Annotated in this window: 22 protein-coding genes and 1 pseudogene; 18 read left to right on the top strand and 5 right to left on the bottom strand. The window is 62.1% G+C overall.

What is annotated here, in order from left to right; all coding sequences use genetic code 11:
* Positions 1-3: 3 nt before the first annotated feature.
* Positions 4-1,146, bottom strand: coding sequence for a hypothetical protein (locus EV688_RS08305; protein ID WP_205686504.1), 1,143 nt, complete (start codon positions 1,144-1,146; stop codon positions 4-6).
* A gap of 265 nt (positions 1,147-1,411) precedes the next feature.
* Here EV688_RS08305 and EV688_RS08310 point away from each other — a divergent pair, with 265 nt between their 5' ends.
* From EV688_RS08310 to EV688_RS08360, 11 genes are all read left to right on the top strand, one after another.
* Positions 1,412-3,187, top strand: a complete 1,776-nt coding sequence (locus EV688_RS08310; RefSeq protein ID WP_205686503.1) for a fatty acyl-AMP ligase — start codon at positions 1,412-1,414, stop codon at positions 3,185-3,187.
* A 38-nt stretch (positions 3,188-3,225) separates the two neighbouring features.
* Positions 3,226-4,152: an NAD-dependent epimerase/dehydratase family protein gene (locus tag EV688_RS08315; protein ID WP_279388112.1), complete on the top strand. Its 927-nt coding sequence runs from the start codon at positions 3,226-3,228 to the stop codon at positions 4,150-4,152.
* A 4-nt stretch (positions 4,153-4,156) separates the two neighbouring features.
* Positions 4,157-5,155: a lysophospholipid acyltransferase family protein gene (locus tag EV688_RS08320; RefSeq protein WP_117315322.1), complete on the top strand. Its 999-nt coding sequence runs from the start codon at positions 4,157-4,159 to the stop codon at positions 5,153-5,155.
* A gap of 21 nt (positions 5,156-5,176) precedes the next feature.
* Positions 5,177-5,803 carry a sterol desaturase family protein gene (locus tag EV688_RS08325; RefSeq protein WP_162883799.1) on the top strand — a complete coding sequence of 209 codons (627 nt, stop codon included), beginning with the start codon at positions 5,177-5,179 and terminating at the stop codon, positions 5,801-5,803.
* A 3-nt stretch (positions 5,804-5,806) separates the two neighbouring features.
* Positions 5,807-6,769: a lysophospholipid acyltransferase family protein gene (locus EV688_RS08330; RefSeq protein WP_117315320.1), complete on the top strand. Its 963-nt coding sequence runs from the start codon at positions 5,807-5,809 to the stop codon at positions 6,767-6,769.
* Between the two features lie 55 nt (positions 6,770-6,824).
* Positions 6,825-8,021, top strand: coding sequence for a hypothetical protein (locus EV688_RS08335; protein WP_131917592.1), 1,197 nt, complete (start codon positions 6,825-6,827; stop codon positions 8,019-8,021).
* Between the two features lie 85 nt (positions 8,022-8,106).
* The gene (locus EV688_RS08340; RefSeq protein WP_131917594.1) at positions 8,107-10,065 is read left to right on the top strand and encodes a hypothetical protein; all 1,959 of its coding nucleotides are present in this window, start codon (positions 8,107-8,109) and stop codon (positions 10,063-10,065) included.
* Entirely contained in the window at positions 10,065-11,054 is a 990-nt protein-coding gene (locus EV688_RS08345; RefSeq protein ID WP_117315314.1) for an HlyD family secretion protein, read from the top strand. The genes EV688_RS08340 and EV688_RS08345 overlap by 1 nt, the downstream gene beginning before the upstream one ends.
* Positions 11,051-12,448, top strand: a complete 1,398-nt coding sequence (locus tag EV688_RS08350) for a TackOD1 domain-containing metal-binding protein (RefSeq protein ID WP_117315313.1) — start codon at positions 11,051-11,053, stop codon at positions 12,446-12,448. The genes EV688_RS08345 and EV688_RS08350 overlap by 4 nt, the downstream gene beginning before the upstream one ends.
* Positions 12,441-13,745, top strand: a complete 1,305-nt coding sequence (locus EV688_RS08355) for a glycosyltransferase family 2 protein (RefSeq protein WP_205686502.1) — start codon at positions 12,441-12,443, stop codon at positions 13,743-13,745. The genes EV688_RS08350 and EV688_RS08355 overlap by 8 nt, the downstream gene beginning before the upstream one ends.
* Before the next feature lie 225 nt (positions 13,746-13,970).
* Entirely contained in the window at positions 13,971-15,092 is a 1,122-nt protein-coding gene (locus EV688_RS08360) for a family 8 glycosyl hydrolase (protein ID WP_205686501.1), read from the top strand.
* 71 nt (positions 15,093-15,163) lie between these two features.
* Here EV688_RS08360 and EV688_RS17795 read toward each other — a convergent pair.
* Positions 15,164-15,343 (bottom strand): annotated as a pseudogene (locus EV688_RS17795) (HigA family addiction module antitoxin); the annotation flags it as partial.
* 94 nt (positions 15,344-15,437) lie between these two features.
* On the opposite strand from EV688_RS17795, the gene EV688_RS08370 reads away from it, so the two are divergent.
* The 7 genes from EV688_RS08370 to lptA all read left to right on the top strand — a co-directional run bounded on the left by EV688_RS08370 (position 15,438) and on the right by lptA (position 18,200).
* The gene (locus EV688_RS08370) at positions 15,438-15,737 is read left to right on the top strand and encodes a BrnT family toxin (protein ID WP_117315311.1); all 300 of its coding nucleotides are present in this window, start codon (positions 15,438-15,440) and stop codon (positions 15,735-15,737) included.
* Positions 15,724-15,993 carry a BrnA antitoxin family protein gene (locus tag EV688_RS08375; RefSeq protein ID WP_117315309.1) on the top strand — a complete coding sequence of 90 codons (270 nt, stop codon included), beginning with the start codon at positions 15,724-15,726 and terminating at the stop codon, positions 15,991-15,993. The genes EV688_RS08370 and EV688_RS08375 overlap by 14 nt, the downstream gene beginning before the upstream one ends.
* 152 nt (positions 15,994-16,145) lie before the next feature.
* Positions 16,146-16,397 carry a helix-turn-helix domain-containing protein gene (locus tag EV688_RS08380; protein WP_117315307.1) on the top strand — a complete coding sequence of 84 codons (252 nt, stop codon included), beginning with the start codon at positions 16,146-16,148 and terminating at the stop codon, positions 16,395-16,397.
* A 34-nt stretch (positions 16,398-16,431) separates the two neighbouring features.
* A complete protein-coding gene (locus EV688_RS08385) occupies positions 16,432-16,857 on the top strand; it encodes a HipA N-terminal domain-containing protein (protein WP_117315305.1) in 426 nt (141 codons plus the stop codon).
* Between the two features lie 39 nt (positions 16,858-16,896).
* Positions 16,897-17,067 carry a hypothetical protein gene (locus tag EV688_RS17410; protein WP_162883798.1) on the top strand — a complete coding sequence of 57 codons (171 nt, stop codon included), beginning with the start codon at positions 16,897-16,899 and terminating at the stop codon, positions 17,065-17,067.
* 20 nt (positions 17,068-17,087) lie between these two features.
* Positions 17,088-17,585 carry a VOC family protein gene (locus EV688_RS08390; protein ID WP_117315303.1) on the top strand — a complete coding sequence of 166 codons (498 nt, stop codon included), beginning with the start codon at positions 17,088-17,090 and terminating at the stop codon, positions 17,583-17,585.
* Between the two features lie 36 nt (positions 17,586-17,621).
* Complete coding sequence (lptA, locus tag EV688_RS08395; RefSeq protein ID WP_117315301.1) at positions 17,622-18,200, top strand: lipopolysaccharide transport periplasmic protein LptA; 579 nt, start codon at positions 17,622-17,624, stop codon at positions 18,198-18,200.
* Between the two features lie 304 nt (positions 18,201-18,504).
* Here lptA and EV688_RS08400 read toward each other — a convergent pair whose 3' ends face one another.
* The 3 genes from EV688_RS08400 to EV688_RS08410 all read right to left on the bottom strand — a co-directional run bounded on the left by EV688_RS08400 (position 18,505) and on the right by EV688_RS08410 (position 23,747).
* Entirely contained in the window at positions 18,505-19,356 is an 852-nt protein-coding gene (locus EV688_RS08400; protein ID WP_131917596.1) for a VPLPA-CTERM sorting domain-containing protein, read from the bottom strand.
* 276 nt (positions 19,357-19,632) lie between these two features.
* Entirely contained in the window at positions 19,633-20,073 is a 441-nt protein-coding gene (locus EV688_RS08405; protein WP_117315298.1) for a type IV pilin protein, read from the bottom strand.
* Positions 20,055-23,747 carry a pilus assembly protein gene (locus EV688_RS08410; RefSeq protein ID WP_117315296.1) on the bottom strand — a complete coding sequence of 1,231 codons (3,693 nt, stop codon included), beginning with the start codon at positions 23,745-23,747 and terminating at the stop codon, positions 20,055-20,057. The genes EV688_RS08405 and EV688_RS08410 overlap by 19 nt, the downstream gene beginning before the upstream one ends.
* Positions 23,748-23,756 lie beyond the last annotated feature (9 nt).

Below are 23,756 nucleotides of genomic sequence, written 5' to 3' on the forward strand. Positions count from 1 at the left end.
TTCCTACAGGTCTTTTTCATAAACGCGGTAACGCTTGTAGGCCTCACCGCCGATGGTTTCAATAATGTTGCGCATGCCGTCGTTGTCCTCGAGGATCCAGCTCATTTCCACCTCGGTGACACCGCGGGCATGCAGCGGCTTGCGTACCGCATCGATGACCATGAAGGCCAGCGCCGGGCCCAGCCGGGAATGCTGGAAGGCCTGCTTGACGCCCATCAGCGGCACGCGGGCGGAGCGCGGGTGGCGAACCTTGAGACGCCACAGCAGCTTCGCCCAGCCGAAGGGCAGCAGCCGACCGTTCAGGTCGCGGGCCGCTTCGTTGATATTCGGCAGCGCGACAATGAAGGCCACCGGCTCGCCATCCACCTCCGCGATCTGCAGGTAGTCGGCGGGCAGCAGCTTCGCCAGCGAGCTCACGGTGTGGCGCCACTCATCGCGATCCAGCGGCACAAAGCCCCAGTTGTCCGCCCAGGCGTCATTGAAGATTTCGCGCAGGGTGTCGGCCTCGGCTATGAGCTGAGGCCGGCGCAGCGCGCGCACCGTGACCCGGGGCGCGGCGTGGCGGGCCAGCCGGGTCATGACCCGGGGTGCGTCGAAATCCGGGCGGATGCGGTAGGCCAGCAGGTCGCGCACACCGGCGAAACCCACCGCCTCCAGCGCATCGCCGTACCAGGGCTGGGCGTGACCCATCATGACACTGGGGGGCGTCTCGAAGCCCGCCACCAGCAGGCCCACCTCGTCGTTGATGTGCAGGTTCAGCGGGCCGCGCACCCGCTGCATGCCCTCGCTGCGCAGCCAGTCAGACGCGGTTGCCAGCAGCAGGCGCAGCGTCGCCTCGCTGTCTGCCTCGAGCATGCCGAAATAGCCGAGGCCGGCCTGCGGCTCCAGGTCATCGATCTGCGCGCTGATGCGGCCCACCACCTGCCCCTGCCGGTGCGCCGTCCAGGCCTGCCAGCGCGCGTGGCTGGCGTAGTGGGAATCCTTCGCAAAGCGCGAGCGCTGCTCCACCGCCAATGGGGCAATCCAGGCCGGATCGTCGCGGTAGAGCGCCTGCGGACAGCGGATGAAGTCGTCGAGATGCCGACGCGAGGTGACCGGCACCGTCTCCACAACGACATCCGGCACTGCCTGTTCCCGCTCCGCCACTCGCCCCCCTGCGTCTCTTGTTCCAACACCCCGGCTGACGAGTATACCGGCAGAATCCGCGGTTTTCGCGCGGCCGGGAACAAAAGCCCTGCCTGCACAGTCTCAACGCCGGTTTGCCGACGTTAGCCCCGGCTTGATGGGTTATCGATAGGTCATTGACTGGCTTGGTATTTTTACCTTTTTACAGAGACGGCCGAGATGTTACCATGCGGCGCAAAAAGGGGAGATGTGCGCCGGATGGCGCACACAACGGGAGAGGGATCTTTTGCATATCGCGGCCACACCTACCGAACACGCGCTGCCCTTCCGGGCGGGTGACTTCGCGACCCTCACCGAGGCGCTCGACTACGCCAGCGGCGGTGACACCGGATTCAACTTCTACACGGGTCGCGGACACATCTACGCCATGCTGTCCTTCGCCACTCTGCGCGAGGAAGCCACCACCCTTGCGCGACAGCTGCTCTCGCTGGGCCTGTCACGCGGTGACCGGGTGGCACTGGTCGCGGAAACCGACCCGCATTTCGTCCGCTTTTTCTACGCCTGCCAGTACGCAGGCCTGATACCGGTCGCACTGCCGGCATCGGTGAAACTCGGTGGCCACGAAACCTACGTCGCACAGCTGCGCCGCCTGCTCGAGGCCAGCGACGCCGCCGTCGCCGTCGCCTCCGAGGGCTATCTTGGCTTTCTCAGCGAGGCCGCCGAGGATCACGGTCTGCTCAGGGTGGACACCCCCGACGCGTTCTATGCCCTGCCCGTCGATGCCGATATGCCCCTGCCCGACGTTGCCCCCGGCGACATCGCCTATCTGCAGTACACGTCCGGCAGCACGCGCTTCCCCCGCGGCGTTATCATCCGCCACGAAACGGCCATGGCCAACCTGCAGGGCATCATCCAGCACGGGCTCAGCATCAACGGCAGCGACCGCCTCATGTCCTGGCTGCCCTTCTATCACGACATGGGCCTGGTGGGCTTTGTGCTCACGCCGGTGGCCGCGCAGATCTCCGTCGATTACCTGGACACCCGGGAATTCGCCATGCGCCCGCGGCAGTGGCTGAAAATGATGACCCAGTCGAAAGCCACCATTTCCTTCGCCCCCAGCTTTGGCTACGACCTCTGCGCGCGCCGCGTGCGCGAAAGCGACCTCGCGGCTTACGACCTAAGCCACTGGCGGGCCGCGGGCATTGGCGCCGAAATGATCCGCCCGCGCACCCTGGAATTCTTTGCCGAGATGCTCGCCCCCTGCGGTTTTGACCGCCGGGCCTTCGTCGCCTGCTACGGCATGGCCGAATGCACCCTCGGCGTCAGCTTCTCGCCGCTGCAGTCGGGCTACACCACGCACCATATCGACAGCGATCACCTGGCCGATCACCACGAAGCCGTGCTGATGGACCCGGGCGAGAGCGACGGTCGCGGCCGTCACTTCGTGAACTGTGGCGTGCCGCTGCCGAGCTTCGAGGTGGAGATACGCGATGTCGACGGCAATGCCCTGCCCGACTGGAAGTCCGGCGTGATCCACCTGCGCGGCCCCAGCGTGATGTCCGGCTATTACAACCTGCCGGAGGAGACCGCGGAGGCCCTGTGCGGCGACGGCTGGCTGAACACCGGCGACATCGGCTATCTCGCCGACGGCGTCCTCACGATCACCGGCCGCAAGAAGGACCTGATCATTATCCACGGCCGCAATATCTGGCCACAGGACCTGGAGCATCTGGCAGAGACCCTGCCGGAGGTCCGCGTCGGTGACGCCCTCGCCTTCTCCGCGCCGGACCACGAGGGCGAGGAGATGTGCGTGCTGGTGGTGCAGTGCCGCGACACCGATCCCAACCGCCGCCACAGCCTGGTGCGCCGCCTCACCGCCATGCTGCGCCAGGAGCTGGGGCTGGACTGCTACGTGCGGCTGGTGCCGGTGCACTCGCTGCCGCGAACCTCCTCCGGCAAGCTGTCCCGGGCCAAGGCCCGCCTCGACTTCATTGCCGAGCACGATGCCGACGAGCTGGGCGCCGTAGCCGAAGAGCTGCGCCTGCGCGTCGCATCCGCCTGAGCATCACCGCGCCGCTGCCATCGGACATCACCATCGCCCTGACCGGGGGCACCGGTTTTATTGGCCAGGCGATTGCCCGGGCGCTGCGGGAGCGCGGTCACGCTGTGCGCGCCCTCGTGCGACAGCCGGCCGCGGCCGGCGCCCTGGACGCCCTCGGCTGTGAACGGGTGCCAGGCAGTCTGGAAGACCGCGACGCCCTGGCACAGCTCACGGACGGCGCCGACAGCGTGATTCACTGCGCCGGCGTGGTTCGCGGCGGACGCTACGCGCACTTTCACCAGGGCAACGTCAACGGCAGCGTCAATCTGTTTGAGCGCCTGGCTGCCGCCAGCCATCCGCCGCGGGTGATCTTCTTCAGCTCCCTGGCTGCCCGCGAACCCCAGCTGTCCTGGTACGCCCGCAGCAAGTTTGCCGCCGAGCAGGCGCTGCTCAATACGGCTCCGGCACAGGTGCCCTTCGACTGGACCGTGCTGCGCCCGCCCGCGGTCTACGGCCCGGGAGACCGGGAAATGCTGCCGCTGTTCCGGCTCATGGCGCAGCGCGGCATCGCCCCGCTTCCCGGCAGCGCACAGGCGCGGGTATCTCTGCTGCATATCGACGATCTGGTGGCGGCGACGCTGGCCATTCTCGACAGCCCCCACGGCAGCGGCAGAACGCTGACGCTGCACGATGGCAAGGCCGACGGCTACAGCTGGCAGGAGATCGCCGATACCGCCAGCCAGGCCTGGGGACGCCCGGTGACGCTGCGACCGGTGCCGCCCCTGCTGCTGAACCTGGTGGCCAGCAACAACCTGCGCCTCGCCCGCCTGACCGGCCGCGCGCCCATGCTGACTCCCTCGAAGCTGCGCGAGCTGCGGCACGACAACTGGGTCTGTGACAATGCGGCCATCCAGAGCGTCTGCGACTGGCAGCCCCGCATCGGCCTCGCCGCGGGCCTCGCGTCCCTGACCGGGGCGGTCGCCTGAGTCGATGGCAGAGTTCATCCTCGGCAGTCCACTGAAGCCCCTGGCGCGGCGCCTGCCACGCCTGCGTCGCGCTCTGTGGCGACTCGATGAAGGTTTCATCCGTCTGCTGCTGGCCCTGATGCGCCGGCTGCCGGTGGATCGCGCATCGCGCCTGGGCAGCCGCCTGGGGGGGCTGGTGGGGCCGCTCCTGCGCAACAAGAGTCGACTGCTGAAAGAGAACCTGGCCATCGCCTTTCCCGAACGCTCAGGCCAGGAGCTGGATGCGCTGGTGCGCGACTGCTGGCGCCAGAGCGGACGCATTCTCGCGGAATATCCCCACCTGGAACGGCTGACCACGGACACCACACGTTTCGAGCTGGACACGCGCCTGTGCAATCCCGCCGCGCTGCAGCCCTGCGTGGTGCTGTCGGCCCACCTCAGCAACTGGGAGGTGATCGGCATCGGCCTGAGCCAGCTGGGCGTGCCTCACATGGCGCTGTATACGCCACCGAGCAATCCCCATATCAATCGCCTGCTGCGCGATTCCCGCGCCGTCATGGGCTGCCAGCTGCTGCCGCGGGACAACAGTACGCGACGACTGCTGCGCGCGATGAAAGACGGCAATTCCGTCGCCATGGCGGTGGACAGACGCGTGGATGAGGGGACGGACATCACTTTCTTCGGCCATCCCAAGACCAGCACGCTCATGCCCGCGCGACTGGCGCTGAAGCAGGGCTATGCCTTCATTCCCACGCGGGTGCAGCGACTGGAGGATGCGCGCTTTCGTATCACCTTTTACCCGCCGATAACGCCGGCAGATGCCGACGCGGACGAACGCGAGCGCGCCATCGACCTCATGCAGCAGCTGCATCGGCAGTTCGAAAGCTGGATTCGCGAGCAACCGACGCAGTGGCTGTGCTCGAAGCGGCTGTGGCCGCGCGGCACGGCATCGGCAGGCGATACTAATGCCGCGGGCCATGCGGTGCAAAGCGCCGGCGCGACACGCTACAATAAGGCTTCCTGAGTACCGACCCGCGATACTGCCATGGCGACCGAGACACCCCACCAGTCTATCCGCCTGTTCGAGAATGACCTTCTCGAGCGGCTTTCGCACGTGCATCCGATCACCCCGCTGCTGTTCTGGGGCCCGGTAGCGGCCTGGCTGCTGTGGCGCGGCGCAACGGGTCATGATCTGGGCGCGGGTACGCTTGCCCTGCTGGCCATCGCCGGGCTTGTCACCTGGACCTTCACCGAGTACCTGCTGCATCGCTTCCTGTTTCACTTTCCCGCGCGCGGCCGCCTCGGCCAGTGGCTGGTGTTCCTGTTCCACGGCAACCACCACGACGACCCGAAGGACAAGACCCGGCTGGTAATGCCCCCCGCCGGCGCCATTCCCATCATGGCGGTGCTGTACCTGCTGTTCAGCGCGCTGCTGCCGGCGGCCTGGCTGGATGCCTTCAGCGCCTTCTTTATCGTCGGCTACCTGGTTTACGACTACATCCACTACGCCAGCCACCATTTTCCCATGCGCAACCGGGTGGCGAAATTCCTCAAGCACTACCACCTCAAGCACCACTTCTCCGGTCAGAGCGGACGCTATGGCGTCAGCAGCCCGCTGTGGGACATGGTGTTCGGCACCCGGCCCGCCGAGACGCCCCGCGACAGCCGCTGACCGGTGGCGCAGTACTACCTGATTCCAAAATCCCTGGCGACGCGCTATCCGCCGCTGGGCCGACTGGCACAGCAGATCGAAGCACGGTTCTTTCAGGCGCTGTTCTGGGGTGTGCAGCGCCTGTCGCCGGAGCGCGCCACGCAGGTGGCCCGCGCGCTGTTCGGCCGCTTCGGTCCCCTCTCCGAGAAAGCCCGCAAGGCCGACGCCAATCTGGCCATCGCCTTTCCCGAGCGCGACGCCCGCTGGCGGCGCGACACGGTGCGCGAGATTTTCCGCTCCCTGGGCGAGTCCGCCGCCGAGCTGATCAAGCTGGAGCAGATCTGGCAGGAGCGCGAGCAGCGCATCCAGTTCAGCATCGACCCGCAGGCGCAGGCGGCAATGGACCGCGGCCAGCCGATGGTGTTTGTCTGCGCCCACGTCGGCGCCTGGCAGCTCACCAACCTTATCGCCCGCCACGCCGGGCTGACCATCTCCACGGTGATTGCGCCGGAGTCCAACCCGCTGATGCACCGCTCCCTGCAGCGCCTGCGCAGCGCCTTCGGCGTTGGCCTCATTCCCACGGACGCCGGCGTTCGCCCGCTAATCCGCGAACTGAAGGCCGGCCACTGCATTGGCCTTGCCACCGATACGCGGCTGAACACCGGCACCCTGCTGCCCTTCTTCGGCCGCGAGGCCCTGACCAACACCACCGCCGCGCGCCTGGCGCTCTCCACCGGAGCGGCGCTGGTGCCAATCCACTGCGAGCGGCTGGGGGCCGCGCGCTTTCGGGTTCAGGTGCTGGCGCCGCTGTGGTCACCGGCTCACCTGAGCGGGGCTTCTTCAGCCGACGAGACGGCGGCGGCAACAGCCACTGATGCCAGTACCCTCAGCCTGGGGATCAACCGGCAGTTTGAGGACTGGATCCGCGCCACCCCCGGCCAGTGGATCTGCCTGAAGCGGCGCTGGCCCAAGGCGCACAGGCTGTAGTCAACCCAATATCAGGACATAACACTGCCCACGCAAGATGGCCGGTCAAACGGTGATGACGGTAAAGGCCCACGCCTTGCAGATTTCGCCGCCGTTCGCGAATCCCGTCACAATTTTACCCAGCATGCTCAGCGCGTCTGTAAAAAAGTTGACGGTGTTCACCATTCTGAATTGCCCCGGGGCACCGCTGCCCCTAGTATGCCGGTCGCGTCCTGATGTCTCGTCCAACGGTTTTCACGCTAACTACCTGGCAACCCTGCGAACCGACGACGTCAGGGCCGCCTCGACTCACGATGACCCTGGAGAAAAACGTATGCAACTATTAGGTCTGGAAATTTCCAATGCCTTCCGAAGCCTCGGCACTGCAAATTGTGGCTTCCGCATACGCTTTGCCGGGCTGTTATTCATTTCCTGCCTGACAGCAGCACCCAGCAAAGCGGGAATCATGCTGTGGCAGGATCGCGCCGCATTCGAACAAGACATGCAAACCCGGAACCAGCTTGCAAGCTGGAATGAGGGTTTCGAGCATGCGAATTTGGAGAATTTCAAGACCGGCTCGCCCAGAGAGGACTTCGAGCAAGACGAGAATATGACACTGACCGTCTCGTCATCACGTTTCAGCTTCACGGACAACGCTGAGCGCTATGTTAGTGAGGGAAGCCAAGCCCTAAAAGCAGTGCCCGGAGGCTGGAATCGGTATCACGGACACGACAAATGGGACGCCGCGAATGATCAGTCAAACAATCCTTATGGCCCCCTGCGCCTGAATTTCACAGCCCCCATCAATTTCCTGGCCATGGACATCACGGACCTGGGCAGCTCGGACGGCGAGTCGACTCTGACTGCGCGAATCTGGGATAACGAAAGCCCTTTGGGCGACCTGTTTAAATTGCTCGTTGGCGGCACACCACACGGTGATTCACACGCGGGAGGTAGCGGGGTGTCTGGGAGTTGTGTGCCTGGAAACCTGAGCTGCAATGATCACGAAGAAGGCAGCCTACGCTTCTTCGCAATGGCAAGCGATACACCCTTCAGCTTCGTGGAACTCGGCCTGATTGAGGACAAGACGGGCGACGGGCAGGGTTTCGTGCTCGATGACTTCGTTGGTTTTGACAATTTGCAGTTCGGCACCCTATCTCAGCAAGTGCCGGCAACAGGAAGCCTCTGGCTGATGCTCGCGGGTATACTTTTCTTTACGCGCCACCTGCCGCGCGGCGGCAACACGAAAGTGGAGCCGGCAAGGGCATTATGATCATCAGACAATGGCAATGAAGCTTATTTTCACATTTTACGCAGACACCGCTATCCGCGCCTCCATAGCAACAGCAATTGTCACGATGACATTACTCATTGCGCTGCCCGAGCCGGCCACAGCCCAGACCGCGACGCCAGAGAACGAGCGCGACCCCCTATGGACGCTGCTGGAGGATATCGACGCAAACGTGCAACGTCTCCTCTCGGGACCGCGCACGCCGGCAGTGTTCACAACGCTTGAGCGCTGCGAGGGCGAGAGCCCCCGTCGTCATCTGGCGGATGCGCTGGACAGCGAGGCCAGCCTACAGGATGCGGACCAGGGCTTTCGGCTCAACGGTTTCTACACCGGCAACGACATCGTCAACGAAGATGGAAATCCCGGTCGCGGCTTCGTGGAATTAAGTTGGGAACTCCTCAACGGCGGATATGTCGGCAACAACCGGCAAGCAGACCTGCTGCGCTCCCGCGCGGAAATGGAAACACTACTCGCCGAGGAGGAGACCCGCTCGCAAACACTGCGCTGTCAGCGAGACAGGGTGCACGGGCTGTTCGCGCCACTTCGGCTCGACATTCAGAGTCTGCTCCTGCGCCTCATGGCTCCTGTGCATGCCTATGAGCGTCGCGCCTACTTTCAGGGCTGGTCCCATCTCGACGAGTTGCTGGTCAGTGAGCGGGATCTCCTGCTGGCGCAGCGCGAAATCGACTATCTTTCCAGTATCGTTCGGGAAGGTTCAGTAGGACTGCCGCCGGTCATTGATATCGATATGCCGGCGCTGATGGACGCTATCGAGCGCGACAATCGCTTCCAGCGCGCTCGCGAGCTCAGCGACGACATCAGCAGAGCACGTTACGACGCGGCGCAGCAAAATCGGCTGCGCGTATTCCTGCGCCAGGAGGTCGATGGCAGCGGCAATCCCGATGATGTAGTCGCCGGACTTCGCTTCAGCGTACCCCTAGGCGCGCCGCGAACGGTCGCTCTTGAGGAGCGTCGCCGCTACAACGCGGCCAGTGCGTCACTGGCAAGCGCAGAGCGCAGCGCGATCGTCCGCTCGGCCTATCTAGAGGTACGCGAGCAGCTGCAGCGGGTGATCGATGCCTACTATGCCGTCAGCCGGGCCGCCGAACGAGCCCGGAGGTCGCTCGCGGAATATCGGCTTCATGGAGAAGGCAGCCTCCCCGTCGCCATTACCCGGGTGAAATCGCTGCTGCAAAGCGCCGACACCGCCGCCTCCGGCCAGGAAGTCCTGTATCGACGGATTTTCGAGACCCTGGCGCATGCCCGCGTGCCTTTCGATGACAAATTCCTGCAGTTCGTTCCACTGACGCCGGAGCTGAGGGCCCGCAGTGGTCATCGGGCCCTGTATCTCTGGTCCGGAGATTTCAATGGTGCACCCAACGAGGTGTTGCTGGACCTTGCGGCAGCAAAGCGCCTGGATCGATTCAGCATTTCCGCCGGACGGCAGACAGACCTGGAAAAGTTGCGTGCCCTGCTGGCGCAGCAGGCTCGCCCGGAAGTGGAACTGCTGATGGGCGACGTGGCCTGGCTCGACCCCGACGCTTTCCCGCGCACCAGAGACCGGATTCTCAACACCCTGGAAGCTGCCGGGGTAACGCGCGATATGGCGCTTCACCTGGACGTGGAGCCACAGCAACACCCGGACTACTCTAGGGATCGGGACACACTGATTGACGAGTATCTTGCACTGATTGGCGGCATCCGCAAAGCATTGCCACAGGACATGCCCCTGCGACTGTCGCTACCGGCGCACTGGCCGGAGTCGCGCTACGCCGAGCTTGCGCTGATCGCCGACGAGCTCTCCATCATGGCATACGGGCAATCCCGGGAAGCCGGTATCGGCAAGGCCATGATGCTGGCGCAAACAATACCGGGACACAAGCTTCGCTGGGTGCTGCGTGCAAGCGATTTCCCAAATGAACTGGCGCTGGAATCGCACATGCGCGACCTGCAGAGACTGGTGGGCATTGAGCGCTTCGCCGTCCACGGCTATGACGACTGGCTCGCGCTGGGCAGCGCAGACTGATGCGCCTTCACAACCGAACCAGCACAGTCTCCATCGGTCCCGAACCCGTCGCGACGAAGTCACGTGGCGCGCAGTTCACACAGTTTCTTTATCTCGCCATCCTGGTGGCATTCCTCGCTTACCTGCTGCAGCTGGGCTGGCGCTACGCCACCAGACTTGAGTTAACAGGGCAGGTCATGGTTGAGACGCGGGTTCTCGGCGCACCGCTGTCCGGACAGGTAACGCCCAAGGTGATGCGCGCACAGACTGTCCGGCAAGGCGATATACTCGCACTGATCGACCCGCAGCTGGCCTGTGAAGAGCGTCTGCTCGAGGATCGCAGGCTCGAGCAGGTTCGTCATGACCTGCGTCTCGCCAAAGCCGAGAACCGACTCCTCGATGAACGACTGCAACGCCTGCAACAGCAGTCGCCAGCGTCAACCGTGCAGCGCGCGCTGGAGCTCGATAACAGCCGCGGTGATCCCTTGATTGCCTGGCGTGAGCGCGTTCAGGCGCTTGAGGATGAAAAGGAACTGGGGCGTATCGCGACTGTCTCGCTGGAAGCGCGCCTCGCCGAGATTACTGCCCAATCCGAGCTGCTGACGCGTCTCGACCCGGCCTGTCTGACCCAGGCACTGCGGGCACCTGAGGACGGCACGGTCATCGCGTTACGTCGCGAGCCCTCGGAGTTCATCGAGCGGGGTGAGCCACTGATACTTTTCCGGGAGACGACACCGCGCGTGTGGATAGAGGTGTTTGCGGCCGGCGATGAGCTGTCGGCATTGGTCGGCCAGGCCACGGCGAAAGTGACTCTGCCGGATGGTCGCGAGAGCGAGGGTCGGGTGAAACGGGTGGAGTCTTCAGCGGCGGACGCGCCGCGTCTGGAAACACAGGACTATGTCCCCGTCGCTGCGGCGCTGCGGGTGGTCCTTGCTCCGGCGGACGCGGCAACCGCCGCCGAGTGGGCATCCTACTCCCGCATGAATGTGAAAGTGATGGTAAAACGATGAGTCAATTGCTACAGCTGACCGACGATGCCGACAAAGCGGTGCACGGCGATGCACAGCGAGTGCTGGCGGAACAGGTGCACGACTATGGGGACTCGGGACCAGCTCTCTGGCTTATCGATGAAGCGAATGTCCGAGACCCGCTCGAGCTCATGACCGCGGTGCGGCAACAGCCATCACCCGCAGCCTATCTGCAGCCGATACTGCTGCTAACGGCCAAGGGGGGCCAGTCATCCCTGTCTTGCCGAGCCGCGGACGGCGCCGTATCGCCGGAAAGTTTTGATAGCAGCCACTGGTTGTCCCATTTCGCGGACCTGCAGCGCTGGATAGCGGAGCTGCCGGACCCCAATGAGACCGACGGGCAAACAAGCATGCGTGTGCTCAGACACCTTGCCAGCCGCCACCTCAGTATCGAACCGATGATGACGGCGCAGATGCCGTCGGGCTTCGTGTATCCGCCGCTGCTGCCCTACTTCGGCGGCGCCGCCATCGGCACACTGGAAATCCTCCAGTTTCTCGAGACCCAGCAATTCCTTGAGGCCGAGTTCAGCGCCAGTGCGTATCTGTGTTTTCATTGCCGCAGCGCCTTCCTCGCCTTTGAGGAAACCTGCAAGCAGTGCGAATCTGCGGATCTCGATATTCAAGAGCTCGTGCACCACTTTCGCTGTGGTCATGTCGCGCCAATTGACGAATACCGCAACGACGACAAGCTGTCGTGCGGGAAATGCGGCCGCGATCTGAAGCACATCGGCGTCGATTACGACAAACCTTCCCTTATCTACCATTGCCGAAGCTGCGACCACCGGTTTCAGGAAGCAGACGTGCGCACGACCTGCTTCGCCTGCGGCCGTCGAACGGCACCGGAGAATCAGCACCGGGAAACCATCAATCGCTTCCGTCTCACGCCACTTGGCGACAACGCCGCGCGCTTCGGGGTGGAAAGCCTGTTTACACATCTGCTGGAGCGCGATATCGGGCTCGTACCCTGGTCCGTCTTTCAGCGCTTCGTACACATCGAACAGTCGCGGATAAAGCGATTCGGGAAAACCCGCAGCACCCTGCTCTTTCTCAGCATCGACAACATGGAGCAGATTTACGCGCAGCTGGGCGCCCGCGCCGTGGAGCTGTTCGAAGCGCTGAGTTCGGTGATGGCAGGCATCGTACGCGACACCGACGTGGTGACATCGCGCGAGGAACGGTTTTACCTGTTTCTGCTTGCAGAAACCGGCCTCGAGAACGCCGAGGTGCCCCGGGAACGTCTGATCAGCCGGTTGACCGAGGTCATGAGCGCCAATCTTTCTGCAAACCCAAGACTGGAAAGTCACTTGCTGGAGTTGACGGAAGACGTGGATCTCGAGGCGCAACTGCAAAGCATGGCATCGCGCCCGCGTGATTGAAGACGCCTTCACATTCTTTTTCAATCTTGAGCCGCGCCAGCTGCTGTTCTATTTCTGGCCGTTTTTTTTCTTTGATTTCGCGCGTTACGTTCTGCTCGATCTTCTCGTTCTGGTGGTCTACCTCCCGGGACTCAGGCGCCGACGCCGGGGTTGGCTGTGGGCACGCAAACGACTGTACAAGGAACGCCCCCTGGTCTCGATTCTGGTGCCGGGCAAGAACGAGGGCAGACATCTGGAACGCCTCGCACACTCCCTGCGCAGGCAAAGCTACTCAAATTTTGAAGTGGTGGTGGTCGACGATGGATCCGACGACGACACCCCGGCAATTGGCGGCCGGCTGCTTCGCCAGGGCCTGATCCATCAGTTCATTCGCAACGAGACGCGCGGTGGTAAAGCATCTGCGGCCAATACCGCCCTGTCGTTCTCGCGCGGCACGTACATTGTGCACCTGGACGCGGATACCCATCTTTCCCCGGGGGCCCTGGAAGAAGTGCTGATTCCCTTCTATCTGGATAGTCGGGTCGGCGCCGTGGGCGCCGATATTCGGGTCGCCAACAGCGACCACTCGCTGACCACGCGGCTGCAACACATCGAATACATGAAGACACTGTCGACGGGGCGCACGGTCTCCTCCATCCTCGGCATACTTCGTATCGTATCCGGCGCCTGTGGCGCGTTTCGACGCGACATGCTCATACAGCTTGGCGGCTGGGACGTCGGACCGGGCCTGGACGGGGATATCATCCAGAAAATCCGCAAGCTGGGCTTCCGAATCGTTCACCAGCCTCGCGCGGCCTGCTACACCCATGTGCCGGAGACATTCACCTCGCTGGCGCGGCAGCGGTATCGGTGGGATCGCTCACTGATCCGTTTCCGGGTGCGCAAGCATGCCAACGTGTTGCGGCCAGACCGAAATTTTGCCCTGCTCAATTTTTTGTCAACCGCAGAGAATCTTTTTGCCAACGTCGCCTTGAATCTGAAATGGTGGGTGTATCTGGTGCAGATGATACTCTTCGCGCCGCAGCTGATGTCGAAGATCTTCATTATCAATTACTTCCTGTACACGGTGTGCAACGTGATTGGGTATGGTGTGGCTACAGTACTTTACGGTCGAACCATGACCCATCGTGAGTGGGCGCTTATCCCCTTCATTCCCCTCATGCCGCTCTACACAGGCATCTATCTCAGAATTGTCCGGACCTACGCCTATCTCATGGAGCTGTGCCATCGCACCTCCTATCGCGACCGCTGGAATCCCTGGAAGGTGTCAGCCGCAGCTTTGCGCGACAGGCTCTGACATCGGCGGTACCGAGGTGGCATCGCTCATCGTTCACTACCTCGGCGTCCACATCCTGTGTGTCGTCGGTGATCCGGAACAGCCGGTCGCCACCCCGCGCGTGTAGCTGTCCAACAATCCCTGGTACTCGGCGCTCCGCGTACTCGTTTTTGTCACGCTCTCCGCCTGTTTGTTGTATCGTCTGTCGCTCGGGCGTAATCGCCGCCAGCAAACACAACGGGAACAATGAGCGAGACAACAGGCACAACGGCCAGAACGAGGGAAGACATCCGCATCATCACGACAGCGAGTGGCGTGGCACGACGCAGCGCGGGACTGCTGGTCGCGGTGCTGATGCTGCTCAGCGCCTGTGACGGGTCCCGCCACCCGGGGCCGGCGCCCACGCTGGAAGCCGCCCGCTGGGAGAATTTCCAGCAGCGCTTCGTGCACGGCGGGCAGGTAATTGACTCCGGCAATGCCGACATCTCCCACTCCGAGGGGCAGGGCTACGGCATGCTGCTGGCGGTCGCCGCAGGCGACCAGGGTGCCTTTGACAGGCTATGGCGGTGGACTTCGCGGGTGCTGCAGCGCAGGGATGGGCTGTTGAGCTGGCGCTATGCGCCCTGCCCGGCGGCGGACACGAGCTGCGTGACCGACAGCAACAACGCCAGCGACGGCGATCTCCTGGTGGCCTGGGCACTGCTGCGCGCCGGCGATGCCTGGGGCAATGCCGATTATCACTTTGCCGCGCTCACCATCATGGCGGCGGTGGCAGAGAAGCTGGTGCTGACGCATGAGAACCGCACCCTGCTGCTCCCGGGCGAGGTCGGCTTTCGCCACGACGATGCCATTACCGTGAACCTTTCCTACTGGGTGTTCCCGGCGCTGCAGGCCTTTGATCGCGAGCAGCCAACCGGACCCTGGCAGGCGCTGATCGACAGCGGTGTGGACCTGCTCGACAGCGCACGCTTCGGCGATGCGCAGCTACCCCCCGACTGGCTGGAAATCGGCCCCGACGGGCTGCGACCGAGTCCGCGCTTTTCCACCCGCTACGGCTTTGATGCCGTGCGCATTCCCCTGTATGCCACCTGGGCCGGGCTTGCACCTGAGGACAACTGGCGCTCCCTGAAACAGCTGTGGCAGCGCGATCCCGTCCCCGCCTGGGTTGATCTCGACGATGGCAGCACGGCGGAATACGCGTGGAGTCGGGGGATGGCGAGCGTGGCACGCCTGGTGGATTTGCAGCACGCCGAAGGGGAGATCGGCCGCGCGCAGGACGACGCGGCCGACGCCACCGCCGACGCCGATTACTACAGCCAGACACTGGTGCTGCTTTCCCACCTGGCCGGCGCAGAACGCCGGTCGTGACGGCAGCACCCATGCAGTGTCGTCCCGTGTCGACCTGCGCTCAGGCTGGCGTAAAGATTTGACGCGCTGCTTCAGGCAGCGACAAGCTTTCTGACCTTGAGCTCTTTACGGTATTGCTCGGCATGCCAGAGTTCATACTGGGACTGCTGGTTCAGCCAACTCTCTGCGGACGTATTGAAGGCAATAGATAGCCGAATGGCCATCTCCGGACTGATGCCAGCCTTGCCGTTCAACACAGCACCCAGCGTTTTTCGGCTGACCCCTCATGCCTGTGCGGCGGCCCTTTCGGTCATTCAGAGCTGAAGCGTCTTGACTCATAATGTATGTTTTAACAATATACATACGATGATTGAATTCAAGAACATTGTCGGTTTCGACTGGGACGAAGGAAACGCCAGAAAAAGCGATGAGAAACATCATGTTAGCCAAGCCGAAGCTGAGCAGGCGTTTTTTAATGATCCATTGCTGCTTCTGGCGGACGAGAGCCATAGCCAGGAGGAAACCAGATACCACGCATACGGTAAAACCAATGCTGGCAGAAAACTGCACATTACCTTTACTTTCCGGGACCGCAATAAGTTAATCAGAGTCATTTCGGCCCGGGATATGCACAAGAAGGAAAGATTGATGTATGAAGAAGCTTAAGAGAATACCGCACTTCAAAACGGAAAAAGAGGAACGCGAATTCTGGGAGAGCCATGATTCCAGTGACTACGTGGATTTTCGCAAAGCCGAACGGACAATGCTGCCGAACCTGAAACATTCGACGAAGACCATTTCGCTGAGGCTCCCCGAAGGCCTGCTCGATAGCATCAAAGTTGAGGCAAACAAAAGAGATATGCCCTATCAGTCCCTGATAAAGGTATGGCTGGCGAAAGAAATTCAGGAAAGCCGAGGATGACAGATCGAGACTCCATCAAGGACCACCACTGCCTCAATTGCGCGGCGTAGAGTCGCAAACCACCCGGTGATCCTCATAAAGATGACATTACGAGACATACCATAATATTGGTAATTATTGCGTTATTAAGCAATTTTTACTATTTTACTGGTATGCACTCACACCTATCCGCCCTTGGCCAACGTCTGCGCCGCGCCCGCCGGCGGCACTTCCCGCGCGATGACCTCGCCGCCTTCGCCCTGCGCATCGGGGTGAGTCGTGCCACGCTACAGAAAATGGAAAAGGGTGACCTGAGCGTCAGCATGGGCCGCTATCACGCAGCGGCACGGGTGCTCGGGCTGGCACACACCTTCGACGCGCTGCTCCATGAACCCGCGAGCCTGTTTGATGACGACGTACGATGATGGCTGTCACAAGCGTCATTAAAGGCAGCGGGTGATGGCCCCGCCCGGACAGGTCAGGCAGCGGCTGGACCTCTACCTCGCCACGCACGCCCTTGGCGTTCGTCACGCCGCGGATGTCGTACTTGAGGAAAATAACGGCCAGCTTGGCCGCGTGGGCTTTCGGTATCGGCCCGACTACCTCGCGGAGCATCACGCCTTCAGCATTTACCCGGCACAGTTACCGCTGCGCGAAGGTGAATTTGCGCTCAGCTGCAGCGGGGGCTCACCTGCGTTCATCGACGACTATCTTCCCGACCTCTGGGGTCGCCGGATACTCACGCGACTCGCGGCGCTGCGCCAGCGGCGGCGCTATGACGCCAACAGCGTCATCGACAGCCTAGCATCAATGGTCGCGAGGTTCTGTTGCTTGAGCGTTTTGATATCGACGCACCCACCGTCCGGCATCACCTCATCACGGTAAACGGTCTCCTGAAAAACCCGGTAAGCCGGAGCGATATCGGTGCGCCCTTCCGCTACGACAACGTGCACGACATACTACAGCGCTAAGGGCGACGTTGCCGCCATCGCCGATCGGGTGGTGGAAGCCATTGCGGACTGGCCACTGCATGCCGAGGCTGCAGGCGTCAATGACCGCGATCGCGAGCTGGTCGCGCGCTACCTGCGCAGATAAACCGAAAAGGAAAACCCAAGATGATAATGCCGCTCACCATGAAGCCACCCGCCATGCGCACGAACGCCCTGACACGTTGGCTTCTGTTGCCTGCCCTGTTGCTGTGCCTGCTATCGGGCCGGTCGGTGACTGCCGGGGAGGCATCTGCCCCGCCAGCAGCGATCGGGCAGGTCACCTTCTTTTATTACGAAGACCTGGACGACGCCGCACATTTCTACGGCAACGTCATGGGGTTTGAGAAAACCGCCGACCGCGGGTGGGTGAAGTTCTTTGCCATTACGCCAACCTCCTCGGTGGCGATAGTGGACGGCACAAAGGGCTTTCACCGGGTCAGTGACGACAAGCCCGTCATGCTGAGCGTGATAACGGATGACGTCGATAGCTGGTACCAGCACCTGCGCGGACAGGAGGTAAGATTCATCAAGCATCTGGACGATGGCAGTAGCCCTGAATTTCTGCGCGCTTTTCTTGTCGAAGACCCCGGCGGCTATACCGTTGAAGTTTATGAGTGGCGATGAGTCAGTGGCGATGCAACTTACAGGAAGTGTTCACAGGTGATTAATCGCGCAATATCCGCCGCGGCTCTACTGCTCCGCGGGCTCGGTCTTCTCAGCGCCAGCAGCCTGTTCAGCGACAGCGCACTGGCCATCCCCGACGATACCGAGCAACCCATCCACATCGTTACCCGGGAGGTTATTCGTGACGAGACTGTCGGCGTCACCCTCTACCGTGGCGATGTGTCGCTGCGTCAGGGCACCATCCGCATCCGGGCCGATGAAGTCACCCTGGGCGAGGAAGGTAGCGGCCCGTTCTCCGCCCGCAACGGCGATCCGTTCTTCAAGATTGTGGCCACTGGCCGGCCCGCACACCTGCAGCAGCTGCTCACCATCGACGGCGACATTACCTACGCCCGCGCCAACGTGGTGGAGTACCTGCGCGCACGATCACTCATTCGCATGCAGGATGACGCCCACGTGCAGCAGGGCGAAACCGAGATGCGCGGCGGCGTGTTTGAGTACCTGATAGAGCAGCAGCAGATCAGTGCCTATGCCGATGCGGCGCAGCGGGTGCGGAGTTTTATACCGGCGTCTGCGCTCGAGTCCAGGTCCGAGTCGACTCCGGAGGCTGAATGAGCGCGAACACCCGCTGCCACACAGGACGAGGCACTCGCTCGGAATCCAGGCCTGGCTGACTGTCGCCTGATCCCTGAAAAAAATCTCCGCGGAGATTTTTTTCACTGTCGTGGTATCCCAAAACCACCGTCGCCAAAGGCTAAGGTATTAAAAGTATAGTCCAGCAGGCGGGCCCCGCCAGCTCTGGGCGATAGAGGGTCGCATTTGATGTTTCTTTCCGGTTTCTGGCCACGCTTCCATGTGCCCCGCCGAGGCAGCCCCAAGGGACCTGCCATTGCCATATAACCCACACGACGCAAGCACATCAATGACAGCGCCGTCGCCAGGCCAGGGCTCCGATGCCGCCAAGAAGCAGGAAACCCGTCGCCGGCAAGGGCACATCCACAGGGTCAATGATAAGGTCCTGGCCACTGGTATTTACCGCCCACAATACTTCACTGGCGTCGACTGCAGAGTATGACGAGCTATCGGTATTGACCAACGCAAAGGCATCAGTCAGAAACTTGCTCCCTTCGGTGCCCAGATTGAAGTTAGTCGCCCAGAACCACTGACTCTGGCTGTCAGACGTCGAAACCGAGAGATCAACGGGGGCTTCATCATCGATAGCCGTCTTTTCATAAAGACTCTCCCATATCCCCAGCTGAATAGCGGCGCTCATCCAGTCAGTATTCGGCCGCAGCCAGTTCTTGCTGTCGGGGGTGAAATCAGACGCAAAATCCCGCTGCTGCACAAAATTCACCGCACCCAGAAAACTCAGCATTCGGCCGAAGTTACGCGAGACGTTGCCGTCCCACGCTAGCTCGTTCTGGCCCACGTTTTCCAAGGTGTAAACCGTCCTGGTCTGCTGCAACGTCTGTAGAATATCCACGCAGTACGCGAGCACATTGCCAGGATTGATGAACAGCGTGTTTGAATCTATTGTGGTGCCACTACCCTCTATCGTCCTTCCCGAAAACATGCCCGCAGCAACCCGTGCCTGTTTGGAGGTACCAGACCCATTGTCATAGTGAATCGTCATATTTTTGCTGCCTGGCTCAGCGAACGGACCGCTGAATTCCAGCTCCAGCGTCATCGGGCCGGCGGAGGCGGACGAGACAAACGCCGCGGCGGCGGCAAACATCGTGGGTATTACAAAGTGGCGGAATTGAAATTTCACGTTGCATTCCTGTATCGGCTTTCGGGATATCACGAACCGCCAGGCTCGTGGCTTGCCCTACACACAGCAACTTCGAGGCCAATACTGGAAAATTACGCGACGCGAAGAGAATTCCCGACAACTCATCGGGCGCTTTGTGACGCGCAACACAAAGCACGGGGAGTTAACGAAAATTGTCGTCCGACGAAATGAGAGCCGCGTCACACAGGTTGGGTCACGCCAGAAATCAACGTAAAAAAAGCTGACAAATTCACCCAGTTCAGTCCGGACGCGCTGCTACCAACACAAACCCGCATCGCCCTCGCCGCTCACCGAGCGCAGGCCGGTCTGATCGATTGTAAGGGTGCCACAGCGCTCATCCCGCGCTGCCTGCGTGCCCTGGGGTTCGGCCTGCAGTTCGAACTCTGTGTCCCCCGGGTCTGCCGTGAAGCTGAACGCATACCGCTGCGCCATGCCATCATCCGTCGTGCAGGTATTGGGGGGCAGTTGGTCTGCCGCACCGGTGGGGCCGGCATAACTCATGGCCCCGCTAAAGCGGCGCTCCATGCTCTGCGCCATTTCCGTGAGGCAGGAGGCTGCCTTGTTGCGCCAGGTCTTGGTGACGGAGTCCTGATAGGCAGGCAGTGCCACGGCGGCAAGGATGGCGACGATCGCCACCACGATCATCAGTTCCATCAGGGTAAAGCCGCGCTGTGCTCTCATCGTAACTGCTGCCATGACTGCCTCCCCAGTGGATCGCCGCTGGCACGGCCTTCGGCGCCACCGGTGTTGCCGATGCGCTGGCCAGCGCCATCGTAGAAAAAGTCGCCGGAGCCTGCCTGGTTGCGGATCACCGTCAGCTCTTCACCGCGGCCACCGCTGATGGCGTTGATCATCTTGCCATCGATCAGGTCCTGCACGTTGAAGAACTGGTCATCGTTGATGTCGAACACCGATTCCTCCGTTGCGCCACCGGTCGCAATATCCAGGTCGAAGATGAAGCCGACGCGACCCGCCGAGCAGGGATCGTTGCTCGGGGTCATGCTGGTAAAGCGTACGCGCTCGCGCGGCGAGCCTGACGGGAAGGTCACCCGGCTGATCACCCGCTCGCCCTCGTTGTTACCCGCGTACTCCAGATCGAGGAACCACCCTACCTGCGCCTGGCCGGTTTCCGAATACAGGTTCCGGGAAATCTCGCGCACTATCCGCACCTCGCCTAGCGCCAGGGCCGTCTGCTGCGACTCTATGGTCTGCTCCAGCATCTTGTCGCGCGTACCCAGGCTCTTGTTGCCACCGTCATCACGCACACCGTAAAGCGTCTGCACCTGCGGGTCGGTGAGGGTATTGTCCTGGTTGCGGAAGAAGCTGCCCGTGCCAAAATTGATGATCAGTTCTCCCGCGCGCGTGGGATTCAGGGACACCCGTGGCTGCACCGTAATAGGCTGCGGTCTGCCATCAGGGTCCACCGCCTTGAACAGGTCCAGTGCTCCGCTGTCCCATTTACTGCTGTCGGTCCCGGTCACATCGAAGCGCCACAGGTTCCCGAGCAGGTCACCCGCATACACGAACTGGGTGACCAGTGAGTTCTCCGGCCAGTCACTGGTAGCAACGGGGCCAAGCCCGTTCGGCGTTGCGCCGCTGCCCGCCCCGGTATCCACTTTGGCGATCAGCGTACCGTCGGCCACGTCCACAATAAACAGCATCGCCCTGTTGGAATCGCTGTTGTAGCCATTGCCGAAAACGGCGGCAAAGCGACCATCGCCCATGGCGACAATTTCCGGGTCAGTGACGCCGTAGCCGATATCAGGGTCGGTAAACTCCCACAGCACATTGCTGGAACTGATATTGTCAGGGTCGGTAATGTCGATGGCGAACACCGTCCGACCACCAACGCCCATGGTGCCGACAACCACGGTCCGCCAGGCACCGTTGATCAAAACATCGCTCGCGGCCGGGGTACCGTCAACCGTGTAGCGATGCTCGTAGTTGCGTTCCGTCAGCTGTGATACCGCACTGAAGGTCTCGCCCGGCACCGGCTCCAGCACTTCGGTCGGCAGATAGGCAAAGACTTCCTCGCCGGTCTTCGCGTTGAAGGCATGCAGCATCCCGTCATTGGCGCCCACCACCAACAGCTCGTCGCGCTCCTGAATACTGGTGCGGAAGGCCCCGTAACCACCCGGCGAGAACTCCGCCGGCAGCAGGGAGTAGCCGCGATTTTCCTTGCCCACATACAGCGGCGTGGAGTTGACGATATCGCCCAGCAAACGCTGGCCACCCACGCCGAGACGACTGCGCAGTCCGGTCACGGGCTTGCCGTACATCCAGTCAACGCGATCTTCCGCGAGGTCATCAACAACTCCCTCTGCATCGCGGTTAAGGGCGTCCCGCTGCGTCGCGGAAAGGTTGGCAGCACTGAATGTGATGCCGGCGCCGCCATCCCAGGTGAGCAGGTTGCGATTCTCCGCCGTGCGGTTGGCAAGCAGGGTTTCTGCACTCCACTCCAGCGCATCCACACTGCCGTCACTGGTTTCAATGGACTGGGCGATGACATCGCCGGACCAGTCATCACTGCGGAAGGCCACGCTGTACAGCAGGGTATCGGCCTGCAGGATGGCCGCGCTGGTGGACGAGGAGGTCCCGGAGGTTGCCGTGCGATCGACGATATCGAGCAGCGCATTACCCAGCACTTCCCGCAGTTCGTCGGCGGTGCGCGCATTCAGCATATCGCCGCGGGAATTGACGGCCGCGTGGTACAGGTCATCCACCTGCACCGGGTTGCGGGTCTGGGAGGGCTCCACCCACTGTGGCGGGTTGATATGCGCATCCTCGACAGAATTGTGGGTCACGCCAAAGATATCGCCCTGCCCGCCCAGCGTGATGCCGTAGGTCACCATGTGCAGGTCGGCATTGCAGTCCGCCGAGGCGGGCGGGTTGTTGGACGCGCAGATGGTCGGCACCGGCACGCGCCCCGCCTCGAAGGCATTACCGCGCAGCTTGAGCTTGTAATAACGCGCCGCAATGTCGGCCATGGTATTGCTGAAGCTATCGGCGAAAGGCGGGCCCAAATCGCCGTCGGCATTGCCCGAACCAGAGCCGGTCCAGACGTTGCTAAAACCGTCGGTAAACAGCAGCGCGAAGTTCTGCTGGCAGCTCTGGGTGATAACGGAATTGTTAGCGTGAAACTGGTCACCGATAAACTTCACCGCCTCGCGGTTGGGCGTACCACCGCCGTTGCCGCCGCGGTTATAGATATAGTTGAAGAAGTCCGAGCGGTCGTCGGGGTCGCCCATGAAATACATGCCGCGCAGGGTGCGGCTGTTCAGGGTGAGCGCCCCCGTGCGCACCCCCGAGAGCGTACTGAAGCTCTGGCCGATGCCGGAACGGGTGGCCAGGTGACGCTTGCGGGCGTAACTGAACCAGTTGGCGAAGTTCTGCAGCTCATCGGCGGTGGAGCGACCGGAGGGATAGGTATTGTCACCGCGGATCTCGAATTTCTCGAGGCAGACACCGTCGTAAGCCAGGGCATCCACGCCCTCGGCGTCGAAGGTTGACGGAAAGCGTTCAAAAAGTTCGTAGTGCGCCGGGTTGGGCGAGCCGCAGGAGCCCGTAACGGGGTTCCCCAGATTGTTCTCAACCGTGTAGGACACGCCGCCCCTCACCGGCATGTAGTAGGTGGCCGGAAAGTATTCCACGCCGATGCTGCGGGCACCCGCGGTCTCCACCTGGTCACTGGTGGCGGTCTGCCAGCTGCTGTCGTAATAGCGGGTACCCTCGGGGATCACCATGTCCTGGAAGACGCGGAATCGCCAGTTGTTGCCCGTATCGGACCGGTCCACGGTGAGGTTGAAGGTGCTGTTGCCCTGGGTCGGGTCCGAGGGCGCCTTTTCCGGATCCACGTCGCCGAAGGTAAAGCCGCCCGCACTGGGCCACGGCTCGTAAACCACTGCCGGATCGTAGTACATACCGTTGTAGGCAGCGCTGCGCGTGAACGCAAACTGCGGGAAGGGGGGGATGGCGTAGTGGTCATTACTCCCATCGCTGTAGACGCGATTACCGTTGCCGGTACCATTGGGAAACAGGTAGATGTTCTTTTTCCAGGTGCCGTTGGCGGTGCCGACGCGGTTGTAGTTCAGGGTTGCCTCGGCCACGCTGTCATTGCCATCTAGCCCGATGAAGCTGCGGAAATTGCTGCCGGTGTGCCACCACAGCGCACCGTCATTGGTGGGCACCAGCAGTTCGGAGTCCATCGATCCCGAGTCATCAATCGCCGTGATGAGGTTCGGCTCGACGCCGGCCGTCACGAACAGCGGCTTGTCCGCAATATCCACCTGGGCCATCGCGGTGCCGGTGAGCAGCGCCAGGCCCGCGATGGCGGCGGCAAGCCGTGTCCTGTGGCAGCGTTCCTGTGTCATGTCAGCAAC

This window comes from Chromatocurvus halotolerans (assembly GCF_004340525.1).
Taxonomy (GTDB): domain Bacteria; phylum Pseudomonadota; class Gammaproteobacteria; order Pseudomonadales; family Halieaceae; genus Chromatocurvus; species Chromatocurvus halotolerans.